This window comes from Pirellulales bacterium, assembly GCA_019636335.1.
Taxonomy (GTDB): Bacteria; Planctomycetota; Planctomycetia; order Pirellulales; family JAEUIK01; genus JAHBXR01.
In genome coordinates this window covers 123693-142241 of record JAHBXR010000014.1, presented here as the reverse complement: position 1 = coordinate 142241, position 18549 = coordinate 123693, and the positions used below count along the sequence as shown (strand labels likewise).

The window sequence follows — 18549 nt, the reverse complement described above, 5'->3', positions numbered from 1 at the left end:
CGAACCGCGGGGCAGGGGAGTGGCAACCGAGCAAGATATCATGACAAGAGCCGCAGCTTCCTGGCCTTAGTGATTGAACAAGAACTCTTTGCTGCTGAGGATCCCCCAGTAGAGATCCTCGATCGCCGCGCGACGCTCTTCGGCGGGCGTGGCGGCGAGCAGGTCGATAATCTGCTGTCGTTCTTCCGGCGCCGGCATACGCGACAAGGCCGACAGGTAGAGATCTTCCACGATCGCCGGATCGCCTGCCCCCGATTCGATCAGCTCGCCGATACGATTCTTCGCCACAACAAGCTTGCGATTGATGGCATCGCCGTTCGACATGTGCAGCACCTGCACCATGCTCGGGTCGGCCACTCGTTCGCACTCGCAGGTAATGACGCGCTCGGGACGGCCGAACGTCTTCAAGAAGTACGAGTCGACGCTCGAGTCGGGAAGCTGCAGCGCCCGCCAGCCCGCGGGATAGCCGGGAAACTCGGTCGGAGCGCCCGTGACCTGACTGAAGGCATCGATCATCACTTCGGCCATCATGCGGCGTGGATAGTAATGGGCGTAATGCTTCGTGTCGGCTTCGTTCCCGGATGTTGGTTCGCTCGCGCGTTGATAGGTGGCCGAGCGGAGTATCTCGCGCATCAGGGCCTTGAGATCGAACTGGTGCTCGACGAGATAGTCGGCCAAGGCCTCGTGCAACTCCGCATTGCTGGCGGGGTTGGTCAGCCGCAGATCGTCGACGTTCTCGACCAGCCCGCGGCCGAGGAAGTTCGCCCAAACGCGGTTCGTAATGGCACGGGCGAAATAGGGATTTCCGGGCGAAGTAACCCAATCGGCGACGACGTCGCGACGATCCGTCGTCCGTTCGAAGGGAATCGCTTCCCCGTCGAGGGGCCGGGGAGGTTGCGGCTTGCCGCGCAGCGGTTGAATCAACTCCCCCGTGGCGGCGGCAAACACGAACTGCTGGCCGGCAGCGGTACCGGTCTTGCGCCGCACGCGCGAGAAGAGATTCGCCATGCCGAAGTATTGGTCGTTCGTCCACTTCTCGAGCGGATGGTTGTGGCAGCGTGCGCAGCCGATGGAGAGCCCCAGGAAGGCGAGCGACGTGTTTTCGGCCAGCTCGAGCGGATCTTCGTGCAAGACGAAGAAGTTCGTGGCGCCGTTCTCCAGCGTGCTGCCGCTCGACGTGAGGAGCGCCGCGACGAGCTTGTCCCAGGGAGTATTGGCCGCCACCTGGTTGCGAATCCAGTTATAGTACGACCACATCGCCGGCGCGGGCAGCTTCTCGGAGTTCACGAGCAGTAGATCGCACCACTTGTAGGTCCAGTAATCGACAAACTCGGGACGCTCGAGCAGCAGATCGATCAGACGCTCGCGTTTGTCCGCCGAGCGATCAGCGACGAAGCGGCGCGTCTCTTCCACCGTGGGGAGCACGCCGATCGTGTCGAGGTACGCGCGGCGGATGAACGTGGCATCGTCCGCCGGCGGCGACGGCGGAAGTCGCAGGCTGCGCAGCTTTGCCAGCACCAGCTCATCGATAAAGTTGTGGAGCGGGGCCTGGGCAAAGATCTCGTCGTTCGCGGTCTGCGCATAGGGCACCGTAATCGTCGCGGCGACGACCTGGCTCAGGTACCAGGCCGTCACGGCCCCCTCGCCATGCCCCATGACGCGCACGAGTCCCTCTTCGTCGACTTCCGCCACCGTCTGATCGGTCGAAGTGAACTTCACCCAACGCGTGACATCTTCGACGTGACCGTCGTCGAAGTGCGCCAGCACGACTAATTGCTGCGTCGCTTGCGGACGAAGCACGGTCGTGGGGGGGAGAATCTCGAGCCGCTCGAGCCGCGGATCGGTCGCCTCGGGCGCTGGCGTGCCCGCGGCGATCCATTCGGCAATGACGCGGTACTCGAGCGAAGTGGTGTCGTAGCGGAATCCTCCCCCGTGCGGGATCGCGCCGCTCGGCTTCGTCAGGATCAAGCTGCGAGCGGGATCGGAAGGAATGATTCTTCGTCCGCGGGCCTGGCGCGTGAGGACTTGAAAATCTCCCTCGGGGTCGTAGCCGCGCAGCGAGATCTTGAAGCCCTTCTTGCCGGCTTGTGCCCCGTGGCAAGCCCCGCTGTTGCAGCCCGCCTTCGACAACACCGACTCGACGTGATTGCGAAAGCTCCAGGTGAAGGGGAGATCCATCGCCGCGACGCGCACCAGCGCGGTGGCGATCTGCTCGCCGAACCTGGCCGTGATCGTGGCCTCGCCATTGCCCACCGGCACAGCAGATCCATCCTCGATCACCACGACCGTCGGATTGCTCGACTCGAACTCGACCCCTTCGGTAATCTGTCCGGCGTCGAGTCCCCCCTCAATACGTTGGACGAGCAGTCGTTGGCGGGCCTCAGGACCGGTGAGCCCGATCTCGGCAGGCAGCAAGCGAATCGCCGCGGTGTCTGCCACCGGTCCATCCGCCATTACGTGTCGTGGCGCGGCAACCGTCCGAAGGAGAGCCAGCAGAACCAAAGGGACGAGGAAGGATCGAACGAAGGTTCTGGGCAGCGAGAGCGTCGCCATGCTTGGTTCCAAGCTCGGGGTCGTGGGTGGCGGGTCGAGCGCGGGTGCTTCCGACGGGCGCATCGATGCGAGACAGGTCGCCGGCGGGGGGCAACAATCGGCGACACGAGCCACTGCCCAAGTCCCGCCGATCACAAGGTTTAGTTATAGCAGGACCACGGCGCAGTTGCCACGAATTTAGCCCGCCATTGCAGCCCCCCTGACCACTGACCACTGACCACTGACCCCTACTCCCCCAACGCACTCCTCGCCTGGGCCACCAGGCTTGTGGCCCAGGGCTTATCGCCGTAGAGATCGACAATGCCCTGGCAGATCGCCCGGGAGAGTTGGGGGTTCGACTCGTTCACTTCCTGGGCATGCGCCAGGCGTTCGCGGATCGAAGCGATCTGTTCCGCCGTCCCTAATTCGGCCTGTCCCTTGAGACGCGCAAGCTGCCGCTTGGCCAGTTCGAGGCATTGGCGAACCGTTTCGTTGTCGGCGTTCTGGTCGCTGTAGACGGCGATGAGCGCCTCGAGCTTGACGATCGCCTTCTGAGGATCGGCCGGCGCGATACGAATGGCATCGATATAGGCCAATTCGATCGGCGAAAGGGTCTCGTTGCGATTGCCGCTGCGCGCGCGTCGGTCGAGCTTGCGTTCGGCCTGTTGCAGATTGATTTGAGTCTGATAGTCGCGCAGCTCTACCGCGCGGGGATCGTGCGAGTAGAGATTCAAGAACTCGCGCACCTCGTCCTCGACATCGAGCAGCGAGTCGGGACCACCATCATTGGCGGCCTCCGAAATACGCAGATAGAGCGAATCGGCCGAGGGGGGCTGCAGGAAATACCAGATGCCCACGGCCAACATGACGAGGGCTGCCACCAACACCCAGGTCTGCGCCGAGATGAGCGCACTGGGTTCATCTTCCTCTCGCTGCGACTCCTCGACTTCGTTCTCCGCCACTGCCGTGAAGCGACTGACGGCATGCGTCTTGCTCGCGGGCCGGGCCTCGGTCAGCCCCGCGGCGCCGGGCGTCAACTCGACGGCGGGCGCCAGCGAAAACGCCTCGACATCTTTCGTGGCGGCCGCCGATGTCGCGGCGAGTTGTGAAGGCCGCGGACGCGCAGGCTCCGGGGCCTGCGTGGCAAAGATCTCCGGCTGCTCGGTGGCGGGCGCCACTTCGGTGGCCGCAAGCGTCTCGGGCAACTCCACCGGCGCCGGCTTGGCCGTCGAGACCGCCGTGGCGACGTCGAAATCACTCGCCTCGTCGGCCATTTCGGCCGAGGGGGCAATGGTCTTTCCCGCCTCTTCGCGCTTTGCGAGCCCGAGCGCCGTGGCCTCGAGCCGCCGCGCGAGAATGGCCGCGTTGGCGATCCGCGTCTCGGGTTCTTTGGCCAGCAACTCCTGGACGATCTGCTCGAGTTCCTTTGGCACGTCGGGGGCGAAGCGACTGACCGGTTCGGGTTGTGCAAAACGCTGCAATTGCAGCATCTCGGGCAACGTGCGAGCCTCGAAAGGCGGCCGGCCGGCGAGCAACGCATAGAGCACGCCCCCCAGGCTGTAGAGATCCGAGCGTGGCGTCACGGGTCGGCCATCGGCCTGCTCGGGAGCCATGTACTCGGCCGTACCAATCACCCCCCCGACCGCGGTCAAGCGCGTGCTGCCAAACAGGCGCGCGATGCCGAAGTCGGAAAGCTTCGTCGTACCGTCGGCCGTGCGCAGGATGTTGGCGGGCTTGATATCGCGATGCACCACGCCTCGATCGTGCGCATGGCGCAGGGCCTTGGCCACGTCGGCGCCGACGGCCGTAACCGTCCGCCAATCGAAGCGTTTGCCGGCCCGGATTTGATCTTCGAGACTCGTCCCGTCGACCAGTTCCATCGCGTAAAAGAGTTGCCCTTCGTTTTCGCCGAAGCCGATCAGTCGCACGATGTTCGGATGGCGCAATTTGCGCAGCGTTTCGATCTCGCTTTCGAAGCGGGCACGAAATCCTTCATCCTGCGCCAGGATGGCCGAAAGAACCTTGACTGCCGCGGCCTGCCCCGATTCTTCGTCGATGGCCGCATAGACCGCCCCCATGCCGCCACGCCCCAATTGCCGGCCAATGCGGTACGGTCCCAGTTTTTCGAATCGCATCGTCACGACAGGGCTCACTTGGCCGCAGGCGCGGCCCAAAGGTAGTGGCCGCTCGCAAACTTCCGATTCTAACCACGAATTCGACCAAACGGGCAGCCCGGCGAGCGATTCTCTCGCCCAGCGGGGTCCTTGTCGCAAAGGCGTTCGGGATTGATAATCTTTGGCTTTCACGGCGCACCCCGCCCCTTGTCTTTTCACCCAGCACCGACGCCGGGAAACCATCACCGATGACCGCTCAATACGTCACCCTTGCTCGCCACGAAAACCAGGCCCTGGGACTCGGTCAGTACGCGCTCGACTTCATGAGCGGCCGACTTGGGGATCCGGACGAGTCGGTCTACCGCATGGTCGAGCGTTTCCACCTCGACAGCATCGCCTGTGCGGTCTCGGCCCTGGCCTGTGGCACGAACGCCCCCGTGGTGCTGCGGCGCGAAGCGCTCGAGTACCTGCCCACCGATGCCAAACAAGGTGTGCCACTGTTGGGCTCGCGCGATCGCGTGATGCCCGAGAAAGCGGTGCTGGCCAACAGTTCGGCGGCGCGCGAATGGGACTCGAACGGCACGAACTTCGGCTATAACCCCCAGCGAGGTCACACGCGTGGCGAGTTCGGGCACAACGACTTCTATCCCGTGGCGGTGGCGGCGGCGCAGCTTGCTGGGCTCGACGGCCAACAGACGCTCCGCGCGATGATCCTGCTCGACGAGATTCGTGGACGTCTGGCGGAAGTTTTCGCCCTGAAGAACTACAAGATCGATCACGTCGTGCATGGCGCGATCGCCTCGGCCGCCACCTATGGCGCCGTGCTTGGCGCGACCGCCCCCCAGATCGAATCGGCGATCGGCCAGGTCGTGGCGCACTATATTCCATTTCGCGCCATCCGCGCCGGCAAGCAACTCTCGGACTCGAAGGGGGCCTCGGCCGCGATCAGCACCGAAATGGCGATCGTCAGCATGCGGCGCGCGATGCGCGGCTTCCAGGGGCCCGCCGACATCTTCCGCAACCCCGAGGCGATCTTCTGCCTGTTTGAAAAGCCCACGGAACCGTACACCGCCCCGTTCGATTTAATCCTGGGGGCGAGCGGCGACGACTTCGCCATCATGGGCATGCACTTCAAGCTAGGGCTGTACGAGCACCAATCGGCCGGCGCCCTCCAGGGGCTGATCGATCTGCTGACCGAGAACCCCAAGATCTTTGCCGACAAGGACCGCCTGCGCGGCATTCGTATCACGACCTATCAGCCGGCGTTCGGCATCATCGGCGACCCGGCCAAGCGCGACCCGCGCACCCGCCAGAGCGCCGATCACTCGATGGTCTACATCATTGCCACGCTGCTGCGCAAGGCGTACGAATCGAAGCGCGCGGGCTGGACGGAATTGATGCTCGAACCGGCCGACTACAACGAAGCCGCGCTGTTCCACCCGCTGACGCGCGAGATCATGGCCAAGATCGAATTCCGCCACGGCGGCCAGGAATACGACGACCGCTATCCGGACGGCATTCCGACGACCATCGACGTCGATCACGCCGATCTGGGCAATGTCTCGAGCGGGTTAGTGATGTATCCCGAGGGGCACGCCCGGAACACGAGCGGCAATCTCGACCGCCTGCTCGAGCACAAGTTCCGCCTGTTGGCGGGGCTGGGAGTCGAGGACGTCGATGCCCTGTATGCCCGCTTCACGAACCTGGCGAAGAAGTCGGCCGGCGAGATCGCCGAACTGTTCGACTTCTCGATCTTGAAGCGCGCCGGCTTCTAGCACCGTGCCGACGAAGGGGAAGCTTGCGTGGAGTACTTCGGCTTCTTGAACATCGACAAGCCGGAGGGGCTGAGCTCGCGCCGTGCGGTCGATCGGGTGAAACGGCTCGTCAAGCCGGCCAAGGTGGGGCACGCCGGCACGCTCGATCCGATCGCGACGGGCGTGCTCGTCGTTGGCGTCGGGCATGCTACGCGGCTGGTCGAGTACGTGCAGCGGATGCCCAAGCGATATGTGGGCACGTTTCTGCTCGGGCGGCGCAGCGAGTCGGACGATATCGAATCGGAAGTCGAAGAGCTCGCCGCGCCGCCGGTGCCAGGCCTGGAGTCCTTGCAGCAGGCGGCGGCGCGATTCATCGGCACGATCGAGCAACGCCCGCCGATTTTTTCGGCCTTGAAGCTCGAGGGGAAGCGAGCCTATGAACTGGCGCGGCGCGGCAAACCGGTGGAGTTGGCCCCGCGACCGATCACCATTTATAAACTCGAGATCGTCGAGTACGAGTATCCCCGGCTGAAGCTCGCGCTCGAATGTAGCGGCGGTACCTACGTGCGCGCCGTGGGACGCGATCTGGCCGAGTCGCTCGGCACGGCGGCGGTGATGTCGGCGCTCGTGCGCACGGCGGTGGGAAACTTTACGCTCGAGCGGGCCATGCGACTCGAGGAACTCGACGAGCGCACGCTCGTCGAGCGAATGGCGCCCCCCGCCGAGGGACTGGCGGGGTTGGGGCGCATCGTGCTCGAAGATCACGAGGTGGCACTCGTCCTCGCCGGGCGCGAGATCGCACGCCCCTGCCTGGTGAAGGAGACGTCGGAGCTAGCGGCGCTCGATCGATCGGGACGATTGGTAGCGGTTTTGCGGCGCATTGATCCGCGACATTTACGAGCCGACCGGGCCTTTCACCCCACGACTTGAATCGCGCGGGTGCCGCTACAACCTGCCCCGTCGTTACAGAGGGATCGACGCGTCGAGCAGGACCTCTGTTCTTCGGCCGTCAAAACCTTCGCCAGGCACTTGTCAGTGCTAGACTTCCGACAGGAGAAGTTTTCGCAACAGCATCCTGCCGATTTTCCGCATCACGCCTTTCTTCCGCCTCGTGCCCACGAGGCAATCCGCGCCCAGGCCCGGACGCTCTGCTGGTGAAGTGTTCGATCGCCGACCGAAACATGGAAAGACTGCGCGGCCGTAGCGGCGCACCACGATCGACGTTGCCATGACGCACTTCGATCGGGCGAGGCGCCGGCGCGGTGGGGTCGGATTCCCTGCTGCGAACGGTCGCGTGCGACCCTACGCAAGGAGCACAACGGATCGAGCGAGACGGGCATGGACGCGCCCCTGGCTTCGCCTTTGGCCGTTCTGCTTGGACGTCAGGTAGCCGATCGAGCATGCGTTGCCGCACATGATGTGCCGACCACGCGTGATTCATCGCCCGCGCTATCCCGACGAACGGGCGAACACGACGCAGACCATTTAGACGCGCAATGCCTCAAGAACGCAGTCGTCAAGTCGACCTGTTTGCGCTCGCGCTGCTGGCGCTGACCATCTTTCTGGCGCTGGCGCTGTTGACCTACGATCCCGCCGATCCGCCGTCGGCGCTGGTCCATCCGCCGCACACCTCGGCCACGAACGCCTGCGGACACGTGGGCGCCTATGTCGCGCATGCGCTCTTCAGTCTGTTCGGGCTGGGCGCCTACTACTTGGTACTGTCGCTGGCCGTGGCCGATGCGACCCTGCTGGCTCGTGGCCAGGTGACCGAGCCGGTCTTGCGCACCATTGGCTGGTTTCTTTCGCTGGTGGGGTTGTCCACGCTGGCCGCCATGGCCCTCGAGGGATTCTCGCCCGGTCCGGTGATCGGCGCGGGAGGCTACCTGGGCGCGACGGGGCGCGGCGTGCTCGAACTGCACGTCGCCACGGTGGGAGCGTATATCCTGATGACCAGCGTGACCCTCGGTGGGTTGCTGCTGTGTACCGACTACGTGCTGCTGCGCATCTCGGGCTGGGTGTTGGGTAAGCCGGCCCAGCAGGTGGGACGCGGTCTCGCCAAGGTAGGACGCGTGCTCACGACCCGTGGCGGACCGAATGTCGCCATAAAGCGTTATGAGGATGACGACGTCGACGAAGAAGACGAGAGCGTCGAAGAAATGACCGTGCGCATCCGCGGCAAGCAGCAGGAGGTCCGCGAGGACGAGGAGGAAGAAGCTGCCCATGTGCCCGTCGCAACGGCCGCCCAGGACGACGCCGAGGAGGAAGAAGAGACCGAAGAAGAAGCCGCTACCGGCGGCCTGAAGAACCGTCTGGCCGACGCTCTGCGCATTCGCGGACCGAAAAAGAACGAGCGCGAGACCGTGATCGAGGAACTCGAGGCGGCCAGTCGCCGCGACGAGGAATTCGACTACGAACTCCCCTCGCTCGATCTGCTGCTCGAATCGGAAGAGTTTTCGTACGAAGAGCAGGAGAAAGAAGTCCGCCGCAAGGCCAAGATTCTGGAAAAGGCCTTTGCCAGCTTCGGCTTCCAGGTCAAGGTCGTCGAGATCGAGACGGGACCGGTGATCGCCCAGTTCGAGGTGGAACTGGAGTCGGGCCTGCGCCTCAGCAAGATCACCAGCCTGGCCGACGATCTGGCAATCGCCCTGCGCGTGCCCAGCGTGCGCGTCGTGGCGCCGATTCCAGGCAAGAACACCGTCGGCATCGAAGTGCCGAACAACGAGCGCCAGATCGTGCGCCTGCGCGAGGTAATGGAAGAGGCGAACGGCAAGGCCGCCAAGATGCGCATCCCGCTCTACCTGGGCAAGGACGTGTCGGGCAAGGCCATGGTGGTCGATCTGGCGACGCTGCCCCACTTGCTCATCGCCGGCCGCACGGGCACGGGCAAGAGCGTCTGCTTGAACTCGATCATCATGTCGATGGTGATGATGCGGCGTCCCGAAGACGTGCGCATGCTGCTCATCGATCCCAAGATGGTGGAACTGAGCTCCTACATGCGGTTGCCCCACCTGATGCACCCGGTAGTCACCGACATGAAGAAGGCCGAGGCGATCCTGGCCTGGGCCGTCGACAAGATGGAAGAGCGCTATGCGCTGCTTGCGCGGGCCGGCGTGCGCCACATCAGCAATTACAACCAGTTGGGCCGCGACGAGATCTACGAGCGTCTGCGCCCCGAGACCGAGGAACAGAAGGCCGAGATCCCCACGCATCTGCCCTACATCGTGATCGTGGCCGACGAAATGGCCGACCTCATGATGACGGCGGCAAAAGAAGTCGAGGCGCACATTATTCGCCTCGCGCAGAAGAGCCGCGCGGTCGGTATCCACCTGGTGCTCGCCACGCAAAAGCCCACCGTGGACGTCATCACGGGCCTCATCAAGTCGAACCTGCCCGCGCGCATTGCCTTCCAGGTGGCCAGCCGCACGGACAGCCGCGTGGTGCTCGACGAGATGGGCGCGGACAAGCTGCTGGGCAACGGCGACATGCTCTTCTTGTGGCCCGGCACGAGCACGCTCTTGCGCGGCCAGGGGGCCTACGTCGGCGACGACGAGATCAATCGAGTCGTCGACTTCGTCGGCACCGCCGAACCGCAGTTCGTACACGAGTTGGTCCATCTGCCGAGCAAAGACGCCGAACAGACAGAAGCCGGCAGCGGCGTTCGCCCCCATCGCGACGACATGTACGAAGCAGCGGTCGATATTATCATCCGCGAAGGGCGGGGCAGCGTCTCGCTGTTGCAGCGCTCGCTGGGCATCGGTTACGGCCGCGCCGCGCGGCTCGTCGACTTCATGGCCGAAGACGGGATCGTCGGCGATTACAACGGGTCGCAGGCGCGCGAAGTGCTCATCACACTCGAGCAGTGGGCCGCCATGTGCGGTGGCGATGGCGCCGCGGCCGGAGCAAGTCCTGGTCCTGCGCGCGCCGCCACGCCCCCCACGAAGCCGATCCCCAAGCTCCTCCCGTCCGTCCCCCGTTCCGGCGATGCGCCTCCCCGCACGAGTGGTGGCGATTCGAGCGGCAGCATGTCGGCCAGCGCGACCACCACCACGACCAAACGGCGCGGCCGCGTGGTGCTGGCGCCGAGCGAGGAGTACGACAGCGAGATCGACGAGGAAGAATCGCTCGAAGCCGAGGAGGAAATCGTCGAAGAGCGGGAGACCGACGAAGCGGACGAAACGCTCGTGGAGCCCCCTTTCGACGTTGACGAGGAAGAAGCCGAGTCGGACGAGCTTGAAGAAGAAGAAGAAGAAGAAGAAGAAGGCGACGAGGACGAAGTCGAAGAGGACGAAGAAGAGTCGGACGAGGAGACTGCCGCGGACGAGGACTGGGATCAGGAAGAACCTGACGAATGGTACGACGAGGCAGAAGCAGAAAACACCGAGGAGGGGGGCGGCCTCGACCGGGCGAATAAACGACCACCCCGGCCCCATTTCCGCCGCCGGGCGTAAATCAGCGGCTCCATCTCGCCCGATGCCACGACGAGCATCATAGCTCCCCTCGCTCCACGTGTTGGTTCTACGGGTCTGATCGTATCGCGATTCTTGTGCCATTCTTTCGCGCTTATGCTTGTAATGCGCCTCGCCGCGATTGATGATGAACCGCGACGTTGACGCGTCGAGCGTGTTTCACGCACCCCGTGCCTTCGACATGAGAGGAACAGCGATGAGTGCGGTCGCGGTTGCCGCTGATCCTGCGCCTCTCACCCACGTCGCCTCGGTCTTGCCGTTGCCGACGACTGCCTTCGAGCGCTACATGCTCACGGATGACCGCGCCAGTCATCCGATGACGTTTACCATTCGCCTGCGGTTTTCGGGCCTGGTGGACCGCAAGGTGTTGGATGGCGCCATCGACCGTGGCGTGCGGCGTCATCCGCTCTTGTGCGCCAATCTCGCGCACGACGAACAGGGCCAGCTCAATTGGATCGCGGCGCACGATCCCCGCCCGTACGTCGATTACGGCGACGCGACAACGCCGCTTCACTTCCCGGGCACGGAACGGATCGACCTGCGGACCAACACGGGACTGCGCATCTGGATCCGTAGTGGCGACGGGCACACCGAGATGCGATTTCAGTTCCATCATTCGTGCTGCGATGGAATCGGCGCCTATGCCGTGGTCGAAGACGTACTTTGCGCCTATCACTTGGCGACGTGTCCCGACGACTGCGAGTCCGGCTTTCACGACACCAGGCCAGAACGGCTGCGCGGGCGAACGAACTTCGGCCTGACGTGGTGGCGGCTCGTGTGGCGACTGCCGCAGGAAATTTGGGGAGCGGTCGCAGGATTGATTCTCTTTCTGATCATCAGGCCACAGCCGCTGGTTGCCCCTGAAGAGCCGACGGAAACCCCAGGCGACAGCCCACCGTTGCTTGACTACCCGGCACACACCTTCGACGTCGAAGAGTCGAACCAACTTCGCGATGTGGCGCGCGCCGCGCACGCCACGATGAATGATCTGCTGATGCGCGATTTGTTCGTCGCCATGCACGACTGGAACGCGCGCCTGGCGCCAGAAACCGAGGGAGCTCTGCTGCGGGTGATGGTGCCGATGAATTTGCGCCTGCCAGCCGACTCCACGATGCCGGCCGCCAATATCGTGGCCATGGTAAACATCGACCGCTGGTACCGCATGTACCGCAACCCGGCGCTACTGCTTCGCAGCATCGTCTGGGAAATGCGTTTCCTGCAGTACTTCCGCTTCGCGCTGGCCTTCATCCGCTGCATCACGTTTTTAGAGCGCATTCCCGGCGGGCTGAACTTCCTCACGCGTGCCAACCGTTGCTACGCCACCAGCGTGCTCAGCAATATGGGGCGCGTGCTGTTCCATGCAAAGCTGCCGTGGGTCGATGGAAAGCTACGGGCTGGCGGCCTGCTGCTGGAAGGAGTCGCTTCGGCGCCGCCTGTCCGCCCGCATGTGGCCACGAGCCTGACTTGCCTCTTCTACGGTGGTCGTCTCACGCTAGTACAGAACTACGACCGCCGCCACTTCACTCCCGAGGCGGCCAGCCAATTGCTGGCGGCCACGGTGCAGCAGCTCCAAGCGACCGCCGCCACGGCAGTTCGCGTGCCGGATGCTGCCGTGGTATGAAGCGACTCTTGCACGCCAGACGAAATTCGCCACCGAGTTCCGCCGCCTGCGCCGCGACGGATCGAAGATCGCCGATTATCAGTCGCTGTACATCCTGGAGAAATCGGCGGGCGAGTGGCGAGTCCGCGCCCGCTCGAGCTTCGCGCCGTGAATACGCCTCGTTGCAGAAATCGGTTGTCAGGACCGCTTGCTTTGTTCCAAGTTGTTGCATCTCATTTCACTACAATGGGGGAACGACCTGGTAACGAGTTGTTCGGCTTGAATCGTCCGACTTGCATCGAGCGCCAGTTTGGCCGATCATATCCTGCTTGCTGCTTTGTGATTTGTCTTGTCGCTGATCTCGCCGAATAACGGCACAACCAGTTACCGCGTCGAGTCATCATCCAAACTTCAGCGAGAACTTTATCGTGCGACGACTAACTTTCGCGCTCTGCTTAATAGCTTCTGCTTCGTTCATCACGCTGAACGTCCCAGGCTGGGTGTCCGCCAAAGATGAGCCCGCGGCTGCGACCAAGGGGAAGAAGCCGGCCGAAATTCGCGACCCGATTGCCGAGCCGCTCAAGCTCGACTCGGGCCCCGTCCGAGGCCTGGCCGTGGGTGAGGACAAGGACGTACACGTCTATCGGGGCATTCCCTACGCCGCGCCGCCGGTGGATGAGTTGCGTTGGAAAGCGCCGCAGCCGGTGCAACCCTGGAGCGAGGTGCGCGAGTGCTTCGAGTATGGGGCCTCGGCGCCGCAGAAAATCACCCCCATGCTGAGCATGTTTCCCGGCATGGCGCTCGCGCCGCCGCTGAGCGAAGACTGTCTGTTCCTCAACGTCTGGGCGCCGGCCAAGAAACCGGAGCAGCCGCTTCCCGTGATGGTCTGGATCCACGGCGGCGGATACACGATGGGCTCCTCCTCGCAACGACTCTACGACGCCGAGGATCTCGCCCGTCGCGGCGATGTGATCGTCGTGAGCATCAACTACCGCCTGGGCCCCCTCGGCTTCCTCGCCCATCCGGAACTGAGCGCCGAATCGGAATACAAAGTCTCGGGCAACTACGGCCTGCTCGACCAGATCGAAGCATTACGCTGGGTACAGCGAAACATCGCGGCCTTCGGCGGCGATCCGAACCGCGTGACGATCTTCGGCGAATCGGCCGGCGGCGGCAGCGTGTTCTCGCTGCTGGCGTCGCCGCTGGCGGAGGGACTGTTTCATCGCGCCATCGCCGAGAGCGGCCCGACGCTCAACTTCACCCACCTGAAGAAGTCGCACTATGGCTTCCAGTCGGCCGAAGAGGCTGGTGTCGAATTCGCCAAGAAGTGCGGCGCCCCCGAGGGAGCAGGGCAGATCGCGGCGCTGCGCAAGATGAATCCCGAGGACCTGGTCAAGGTCAGCCCCGCCCTCGACGACCAGCGCGAGTTCAACATCCGCAGCAACATGTTGCGGATGGCCCCGGTCGTCGATGGCTGGGTCATTCCCGATGATCCGATGCTCCTCTTCGCCGAAGGTCGCCAGAACGACGTGCCGGTCATCGTGGGAGCGAATCGCGATGAAGGGACGATGTTCACGCTGATGTCGAAGTTGCCGTTGGGCATGGAGGCGCTCGAGCAGTCGTTGACATCGAACTTTGGCGCCGTGCTGGGCCCCCAGATTCGCGAGCTCTATCCAGTGGCCGCCACGTCGGAGATTCGCACGGCCGTGGCCGACCTGGTGGGTGATATCGTGTTCGTCGCGCCGGCGCGCTTCGTGGCCCGGAGCGTGGCCAACGACAAGCAGCCGGTCTACCTCTATCACTTCGCGCACCCGGCCGCGGGCCCGACCGGAAAAATGCTCGGCGCGCACCATGGCGCGGAACTCCCCTACGCGCTCGACAACCTGGAGCTCACGCCCGGCCACACGGCGGTCGACAAGGCGATCCGCGACGCGATGGTCGGCTACTGGACGCAGTTCGCCGCCACGGGCAACCCGAATCGCGAAGGCCTGCCCGAGTGGCCCACCTACGATCCGGCCCAGGACAAGTGCCTGCAGATTGCCGAGAAGATCGAGGTGACGACAAACTACCGCAAGCCGAAGCTCGACTTGATCGACCAGTTCATGGACGCCTGGCGTGCCGAAGGGGCGGACGCCGGGAAGTAGCCTTTCTGCTCCCGTTGCAGTTCATCCACCGAATTTATTCATCCACAGATTTCGCAGATTGCTCAGATCTTTGTTCGCGAGGCGGGGCAATAACGGGTCAGCGGGGCAATAACGGGTCAGCGGGGCAATAACGGGGGCAATAACGGGTCAGAACTATTTGTTGCGGGGGTCGGCCGCGGGGGCGAATCGATCAGTGGGAATTAGTGCCGGTTAGTGTTCTTTACGAGTGTTCGACTCGGCAGAGTAGACAAAGCCAAAACCAAGGAACACTGATTTGCACTAATTCTTATTCATCACTCAAAAGGGGGCGGAACTGCTCTGTAGAAAACTCACGTACATCTGAGAATCATGACGTTGAGGGTGAGTGCTCGCAACATGATTTTGCTGCACGCTGCGGACCCGCAACGCGGATTCGAGGAGCCGTTTGAGCATGCTGTGGACGGTTTCGACCTGCCAGCGCTGCGAGTAGCGCGTCCGATGCAGTCGGCCTCGCATTTATCGTCGCCAGTAGTTGCTAGGTGGCTTACTGGTACGTCGACCGATGAGTGCCGGAATCAAGCTGCGCACCCCGCGCGTTTCACGGGCAAAGAGGTGGGTGTGCTCGGCATCGTAGCCCGTGCCATCAAGCGCCGTCAGCGACACTCGCTTCGGCAACCTTCCTTGGAGTTGCGCCAAGCGCACCATGGTAGTGAGCAGCTTCTGCGAGACAGAGCAGTTCTGACCCCTTCCTGATTTCTGATTTTCCAGACGTTCTCCATGATGCCGATCCGTTCACTTCAAGTGCGAGGTTACCGCTCAATCCAACGAGTGCAATTACGGCTTGGGCCAGTGAATGTGCTAGAGGGAGCAAACGGATGCGGCAAATCCAATCTGTACCGTTCGTTGTATCTCCTGGCAGCGGCCGCCGAAGGACGATTTGCTCGCACGCTGGCAAACGAGGGTGGCATGGCAAGTGCGCTTTGGGCCGGCGAACAAATCAAAGGGGTTTCAAAACGAATTACCATTGAAGTCGAATTCGATCAATGGTCGTACCACTTTGCCTGCGGCTTGCCAATGCCTAGTAAGTCGGCATTCCACCTCGATCCGCTGATTCGGAGCGAGGAATTATGGTTCCACGACGGCGATCGCAAGACGAGCGTCTTTCGACGCGAAAATGGCTCTGCACAGCTTCGCGACGAGACGGGGCGCGCCGTAAAGTTTCCTCTTGATTTATCCGATGCCGAATCGATCTTGTCGGAACTTCGAGAGCCGCATCGCTATCCGGAATTATCAGCCCTGCGAAGCGTGCTGCTGGGCTGGCGGTTTTATCACCAATTCCGGACTGACTTTGAATCGCCCTTGCGTCGTCCTCAAATCGGAGTGCAAACGCCTGTCCTGAGTCATGACGGGACGGACCTGGCAGCAGCGCTACAAACAATTCTTGAGATTGGCGAGGGCGACGTTCTTAATGCTGCGGTTTCCGATGCATTTCCCGGCGGCAGCGTCGAAATTGAATCATCTAACGGGGGCATGGAAATTGCCCTTGCAATGCCGGAATTTCGCCGTGCCTTTCGGGGTAGCGAGCTTTCCGATGGAACACTTAAGTATTTGTGCCTCGCTGCGGCTCTTCTGAGCCCCAGGCCTCCGGCTTTGCTCGCGATTAACGAGCCCGATGCCAATTTGCACCCGAAACTTTATGAACCGTTGGCGCGATTGATTTCACAAGCGGGAAGAAATTCGCAAGTCTGGATTACGACCCACTCACGGGCTTTGGCAACTCTGTTGCAGCGTTATGCTGCGGCTCAAGTTATCAGGCTCGAGAAACGGAATGGCGCAACCGTAATTGCAAGCGGCGAACTCGACGATGTCCAGAACGGCTGAGCCAGGGAAGAGGAAAGGGGCAGAACTTTTTTTGCAAGGTCGGCCGCGGGGACGGATCGTGTGGTCGAGGTTCAGCTTCTGGGACACGCGTTCGCCCCATTTCGCCGCTCGCGACGGAAGGCCGGTTCGATCGGCCCCCGCGACTTTCCCCACGCTGTGCAGCGCCGCTTGAACAGAACAGCGCAGCGATCCAAAAAAACGCCTCGCCGATCTTGTGACCGACGAGGCGTTTTTTTGTTTTCGTTCCGTAATTTTGCGAGCGTTTCGCGATTCTTGCTGCGTCAACGGTTGGATTTCGGGTGGCGGTCGGTGTGGTTTCAACACACTGTTGGGGGAGCGGGCAGTGCCACTCGAATCCGTCGGGTTTGTTTCCCCACACACAGGCTGGCAGCCTGTGCCACTTGATTGGCAGCAGGCATGTCGATGTCTGTGATTCGTCGCTCGGGGACTACTAGGTGAAGTATTCGCGGTCGGTGGTGATGCCGGGTTGCGGGATGGGGTATTTGCCTTCAGCGTCGGCTACCAACGGTGCGGCGCCGCCGATGGTTAGTTTGTCGACATCCGGGGCGAACTCGTGGTCGGAGCTCAGGATCTTGTCGTAGGTGATGATCTGGCCCGTGTGGGCGGCCATGCGTCCCATCGACGTGACGAGGCTGGCCTCGGCGCCGCGCTGGGCTTCGTTGTAGGGCGTGTCCGAACGGATCGCCGCCATCAGGTGATCCCACTCCAACTGGTAGGGGCTCGGCTCGGACTGGCCGTAGCGCCACACGATGTCCCCCTTCTTGATGCGCTGATCCTTGTAGATGCGGCAGCGGGCCGGCGCGTGCGACGAGGTCGAAATCACCGCGGCACCCTTGCTGCCGTGGGCGTAGCTGGCGAACTCCTGCGCACAGCCGGTCATCGTGCGTCCCTCGAGGAACATCTTCGAGCCGTCGTCGAACGTGTACTCGACCGCGTAGGTGTCGAAGTTCTGATCGACGTTATCGCCGCGGAAATGGCGTCCGCCCGAGGCCTTCGCCTCGACGGGCCAGGCCTCTTTCATCCAGCACGATTCGTCGATGTTGTGGATCAGGAAGTCGCTGAACGCGCCGCCGCTGGCCCAGAGGAAGGCGTGGAAGTTGCGAATCTGATATTCGAGCTCCGACTGCTCGGCCGGCTTCTGGCCCGCGAAGGCGAAACCGGTGGGACCCAATTGCCGGTAGGCACGCAACAGCACGATGTCGCCGATCTCTCCGTTCTGGATGCGATCGTGGAGCTCTTGTCGCGCGTTGCAGTGGCGGCACATCAGGCCCACGCCGACCTTGAGATTCTTTTCGACCGACTTCTTGGCCAGATCGATCATGCGGCGGGTGGTGGGACCGTCGACCGTGGTCGGCTTTTCCATGAAGACGTGCAGGTTCTTGTCGATGGCGTGGCCGAAGTGAACCCAACGGAAGGCGGGAGGCGTGGCAAAGATCACCACATCGCCCGGGTTCAGGCAGTCCATGGCGCGCTGGTAGCTGTCGAAGCCGATGAAACGGCGATCCTCGGGCACGTCGACCAGGTCGGGCTTCTCCTTGCTCAACTGCTCGTAGCTGTTGCTCAGCCGATCCTGGAAGACGTCGGCCATGGCCACGAGCTTGACGGGACCTTGTTGGGTCGAGAGGGCGTTCATCGCGGCGCCGGTGCCGCGACCGCCGCACCCGACCAGCGCGACCTGGATGGTGTTGTTTTCGGCGGCGTGTACCTTGGGCACCGCGAGGCCGGCCAACGTCGTGACGGCCGCCAACGTGCCGGAGGTCTTCAAAACATCGCGACGCGTGACGCTCGATTCGTGAGCCTTGGTCACTCGAATTCTCCTTGGTACCGATAGGGATGTTTTGTGCCAGGCAAGCCGCGCGCGGAGCGGACGGTGGCACAAGCGCTCGGGTGCGGTCGCGTGCCGAGCGGAGCGTAAGCTCTGGGTATGGTGTCTCCCCCACCAGCTAGGCATTGTCGCCGCTGGGCTGAAAAAGTGCAAGTTTTTGCCGGGGAAAGCTGTGGCGATCGTAAGGATTGCCCGTGTCTGGAGTCTTCGGCAAAGGAACGCTAATGGCCACT

General features: G+C 62.9%; 10 protein-coding genes. 7 read left to right on the top strand and 3 right to left on the bottom strand.

Annotated elements, in window-relative coordinates:
- Window positions 1-66 precede the first annotated feature (66 nt).
- Together KF708_15135 and KF708_15130 are read right to left on the bottom strand one after the other, a co-directional pair.
- Window positions 67-2439 carry a DUF1549 domain-containing protein gene (locus tag KF708_15135; protein MBX3414023.1) on the bottom strand — a complete coding sequence of 791 codons (2373 nt, stop codon included), beginning with the start codon at window positions 2437-2439 and terminating at the stop codon, window positions 67-69.
- A gap of 341 nt (window positions 2440-2780) precedes the next feature.
- A complete protein-coding gene (locus tag KF708_15130; protein MBX3414022.1) occupies window positions 2781-4673 on the bottom strand; it encodes a protein kinase in 1893 nt (630 codons plus the stop codon).
- Between the two features lie 221 nt (window positions 4674-4894).
- Here KF708_15130 and KF708_15125 point away from each other — a divergent pair, with 221 nt between their 5' ends.
- From KF708_15125 to KF708_15095, 7 genes are all read left to right on the top strand, one after another.
- Window positions 4895-6421 (top strand): MmgE/PrpD family protein, encoded by a 1527-nt coding sequence (locus tag KF708_15125; GenBank protein MBX3414021.1) that lies wholly within the window; start codon window positions 4895-4897, stop codon window positions 6419-6421.
- Window positions 6422-6448: 27 nt separating this feature from the next.
- Entirely contained in the window at window positions 6449-7330 is an 882-nt protein-coding gene (gene truB / locus KF708_15120) for a tRNA pseudouridine(55) synthase TruB (GenBank protein MBX3414020.1), read from the top strand.
- 566 nt (window positions 7331-7896) lie between these two features.
- Complete coding sequence (locus KF708_15115) at window positions 7897-10848, top strand: DNA translocase FtsK (GenBank protein ID MBX3414019.1); 2952 nt, start codon at window positions 7897-7899, stop codon at window positions 10846-10848.
- 214 nt (window positions 10849-11062) lie between these two features.
- Window positions 11063-12487: a hypothetical protein gene (locus KF708_15110; GenBank protein MBX3414018.1), complete on the top strand. Its 1425-nt coding sequence runs from the start codon at window positions 11063-11065 to the stop codon at window positions 12485-12487.
- Window positions 12471-12638: a hypothetical protein gene (locus KF708_15105; protein MBX3414017.1), complete on the top strand. Its 168-nt coding sequence runs from the start codon at window positions 12471-12473 to the stop codon at window positions 12636-12638. Before KF708_15110 ends, KF708_15105 begins: the two co-directional genes overlap by 17 nt.
- A gap of 328 nt (window positions 12639-12966) precedes the next feature.
- Window positions 12967-14610: a carboxylesterase family protein gene (locus KF708_15100; GenBank protein MBX3414016.1), complete on the top strand. Its 1644-nt coding sequence runs from the start codon at window positions 12967-12969 to the stop codon at window positions 14608-14610.
- Window positions 14611-15366: 756 nt separating this feature from the next.
- A complete protein-coding gene (locus KF708_15095) occupies window positions 15367-16470 on the top strand; it encodes an AAA family ATPase (GenBank protein ID MBX3414015.1) in 1104 nt (367 codons plus the stop codon).
- A 451-nt stretch (window positions 16471-16921) separates the two neighbouring features.
- Here the strand turns inward: KF708_15095 and KF708_15090 are convergent, their stop codons facing one another.
- A complete protein-coding gene (locus KF708_15090; protein ID MBX3414014.1) occupies window positions 16922-18442 on the bottom strand; it encodes a Gfo/Idh/MocA family oxidoreductase in 1521 nt (506 codons plus the stop codon).
- Between the last annotated feature and the right edge of the window lie 107 nt (window positions 18443-18549).

Bases quoted from the DNA above. Each gene is read 5' to 3' on its own strand.
- KF708_15110 (MBX3414018.1), top strand. From the start codon at position 11,063: ATGAGTGCGGTCGCGGTTGCCGCTGATCCTGCGCCTCTCACCCACGTC.
- KF708_15125 (MBX3414021.1), top strand. From the start codon at position 4,895: ATGACCGCTCAATACGTCACCCTTGCTCGCCACGAAAACCAGGCCCTG.
- KF708_15090 (MBX3414014.1), bottom strand. From the start codon at position 18,442: ATGCCTAGCTGGTGGGGGAGACACCATACCCAGAGCTTACGCTCCGCT.
- KF708_15105 (MBX3414017.1), top strand. From the start codon at position 12,471: ATGCTGCCGTGGTATGAAGCGACTCTTGCACGCCAGACGAAATTCGCC.
- KF708_15095 (MBX3414015.1), top strand. From the start codon at position 15,367: ATGATGCCGATCCGTTCACTTCAAGTGCGAGGTTACCGCTCAATCCAA.
- KF708_15115 (MBX3414019.1), top strand. From the start codon at position 7,897: ATGCCTCAAGAACGCAGTCGTCAAGTCGACCTGTTTGCGCTCGCGCTG.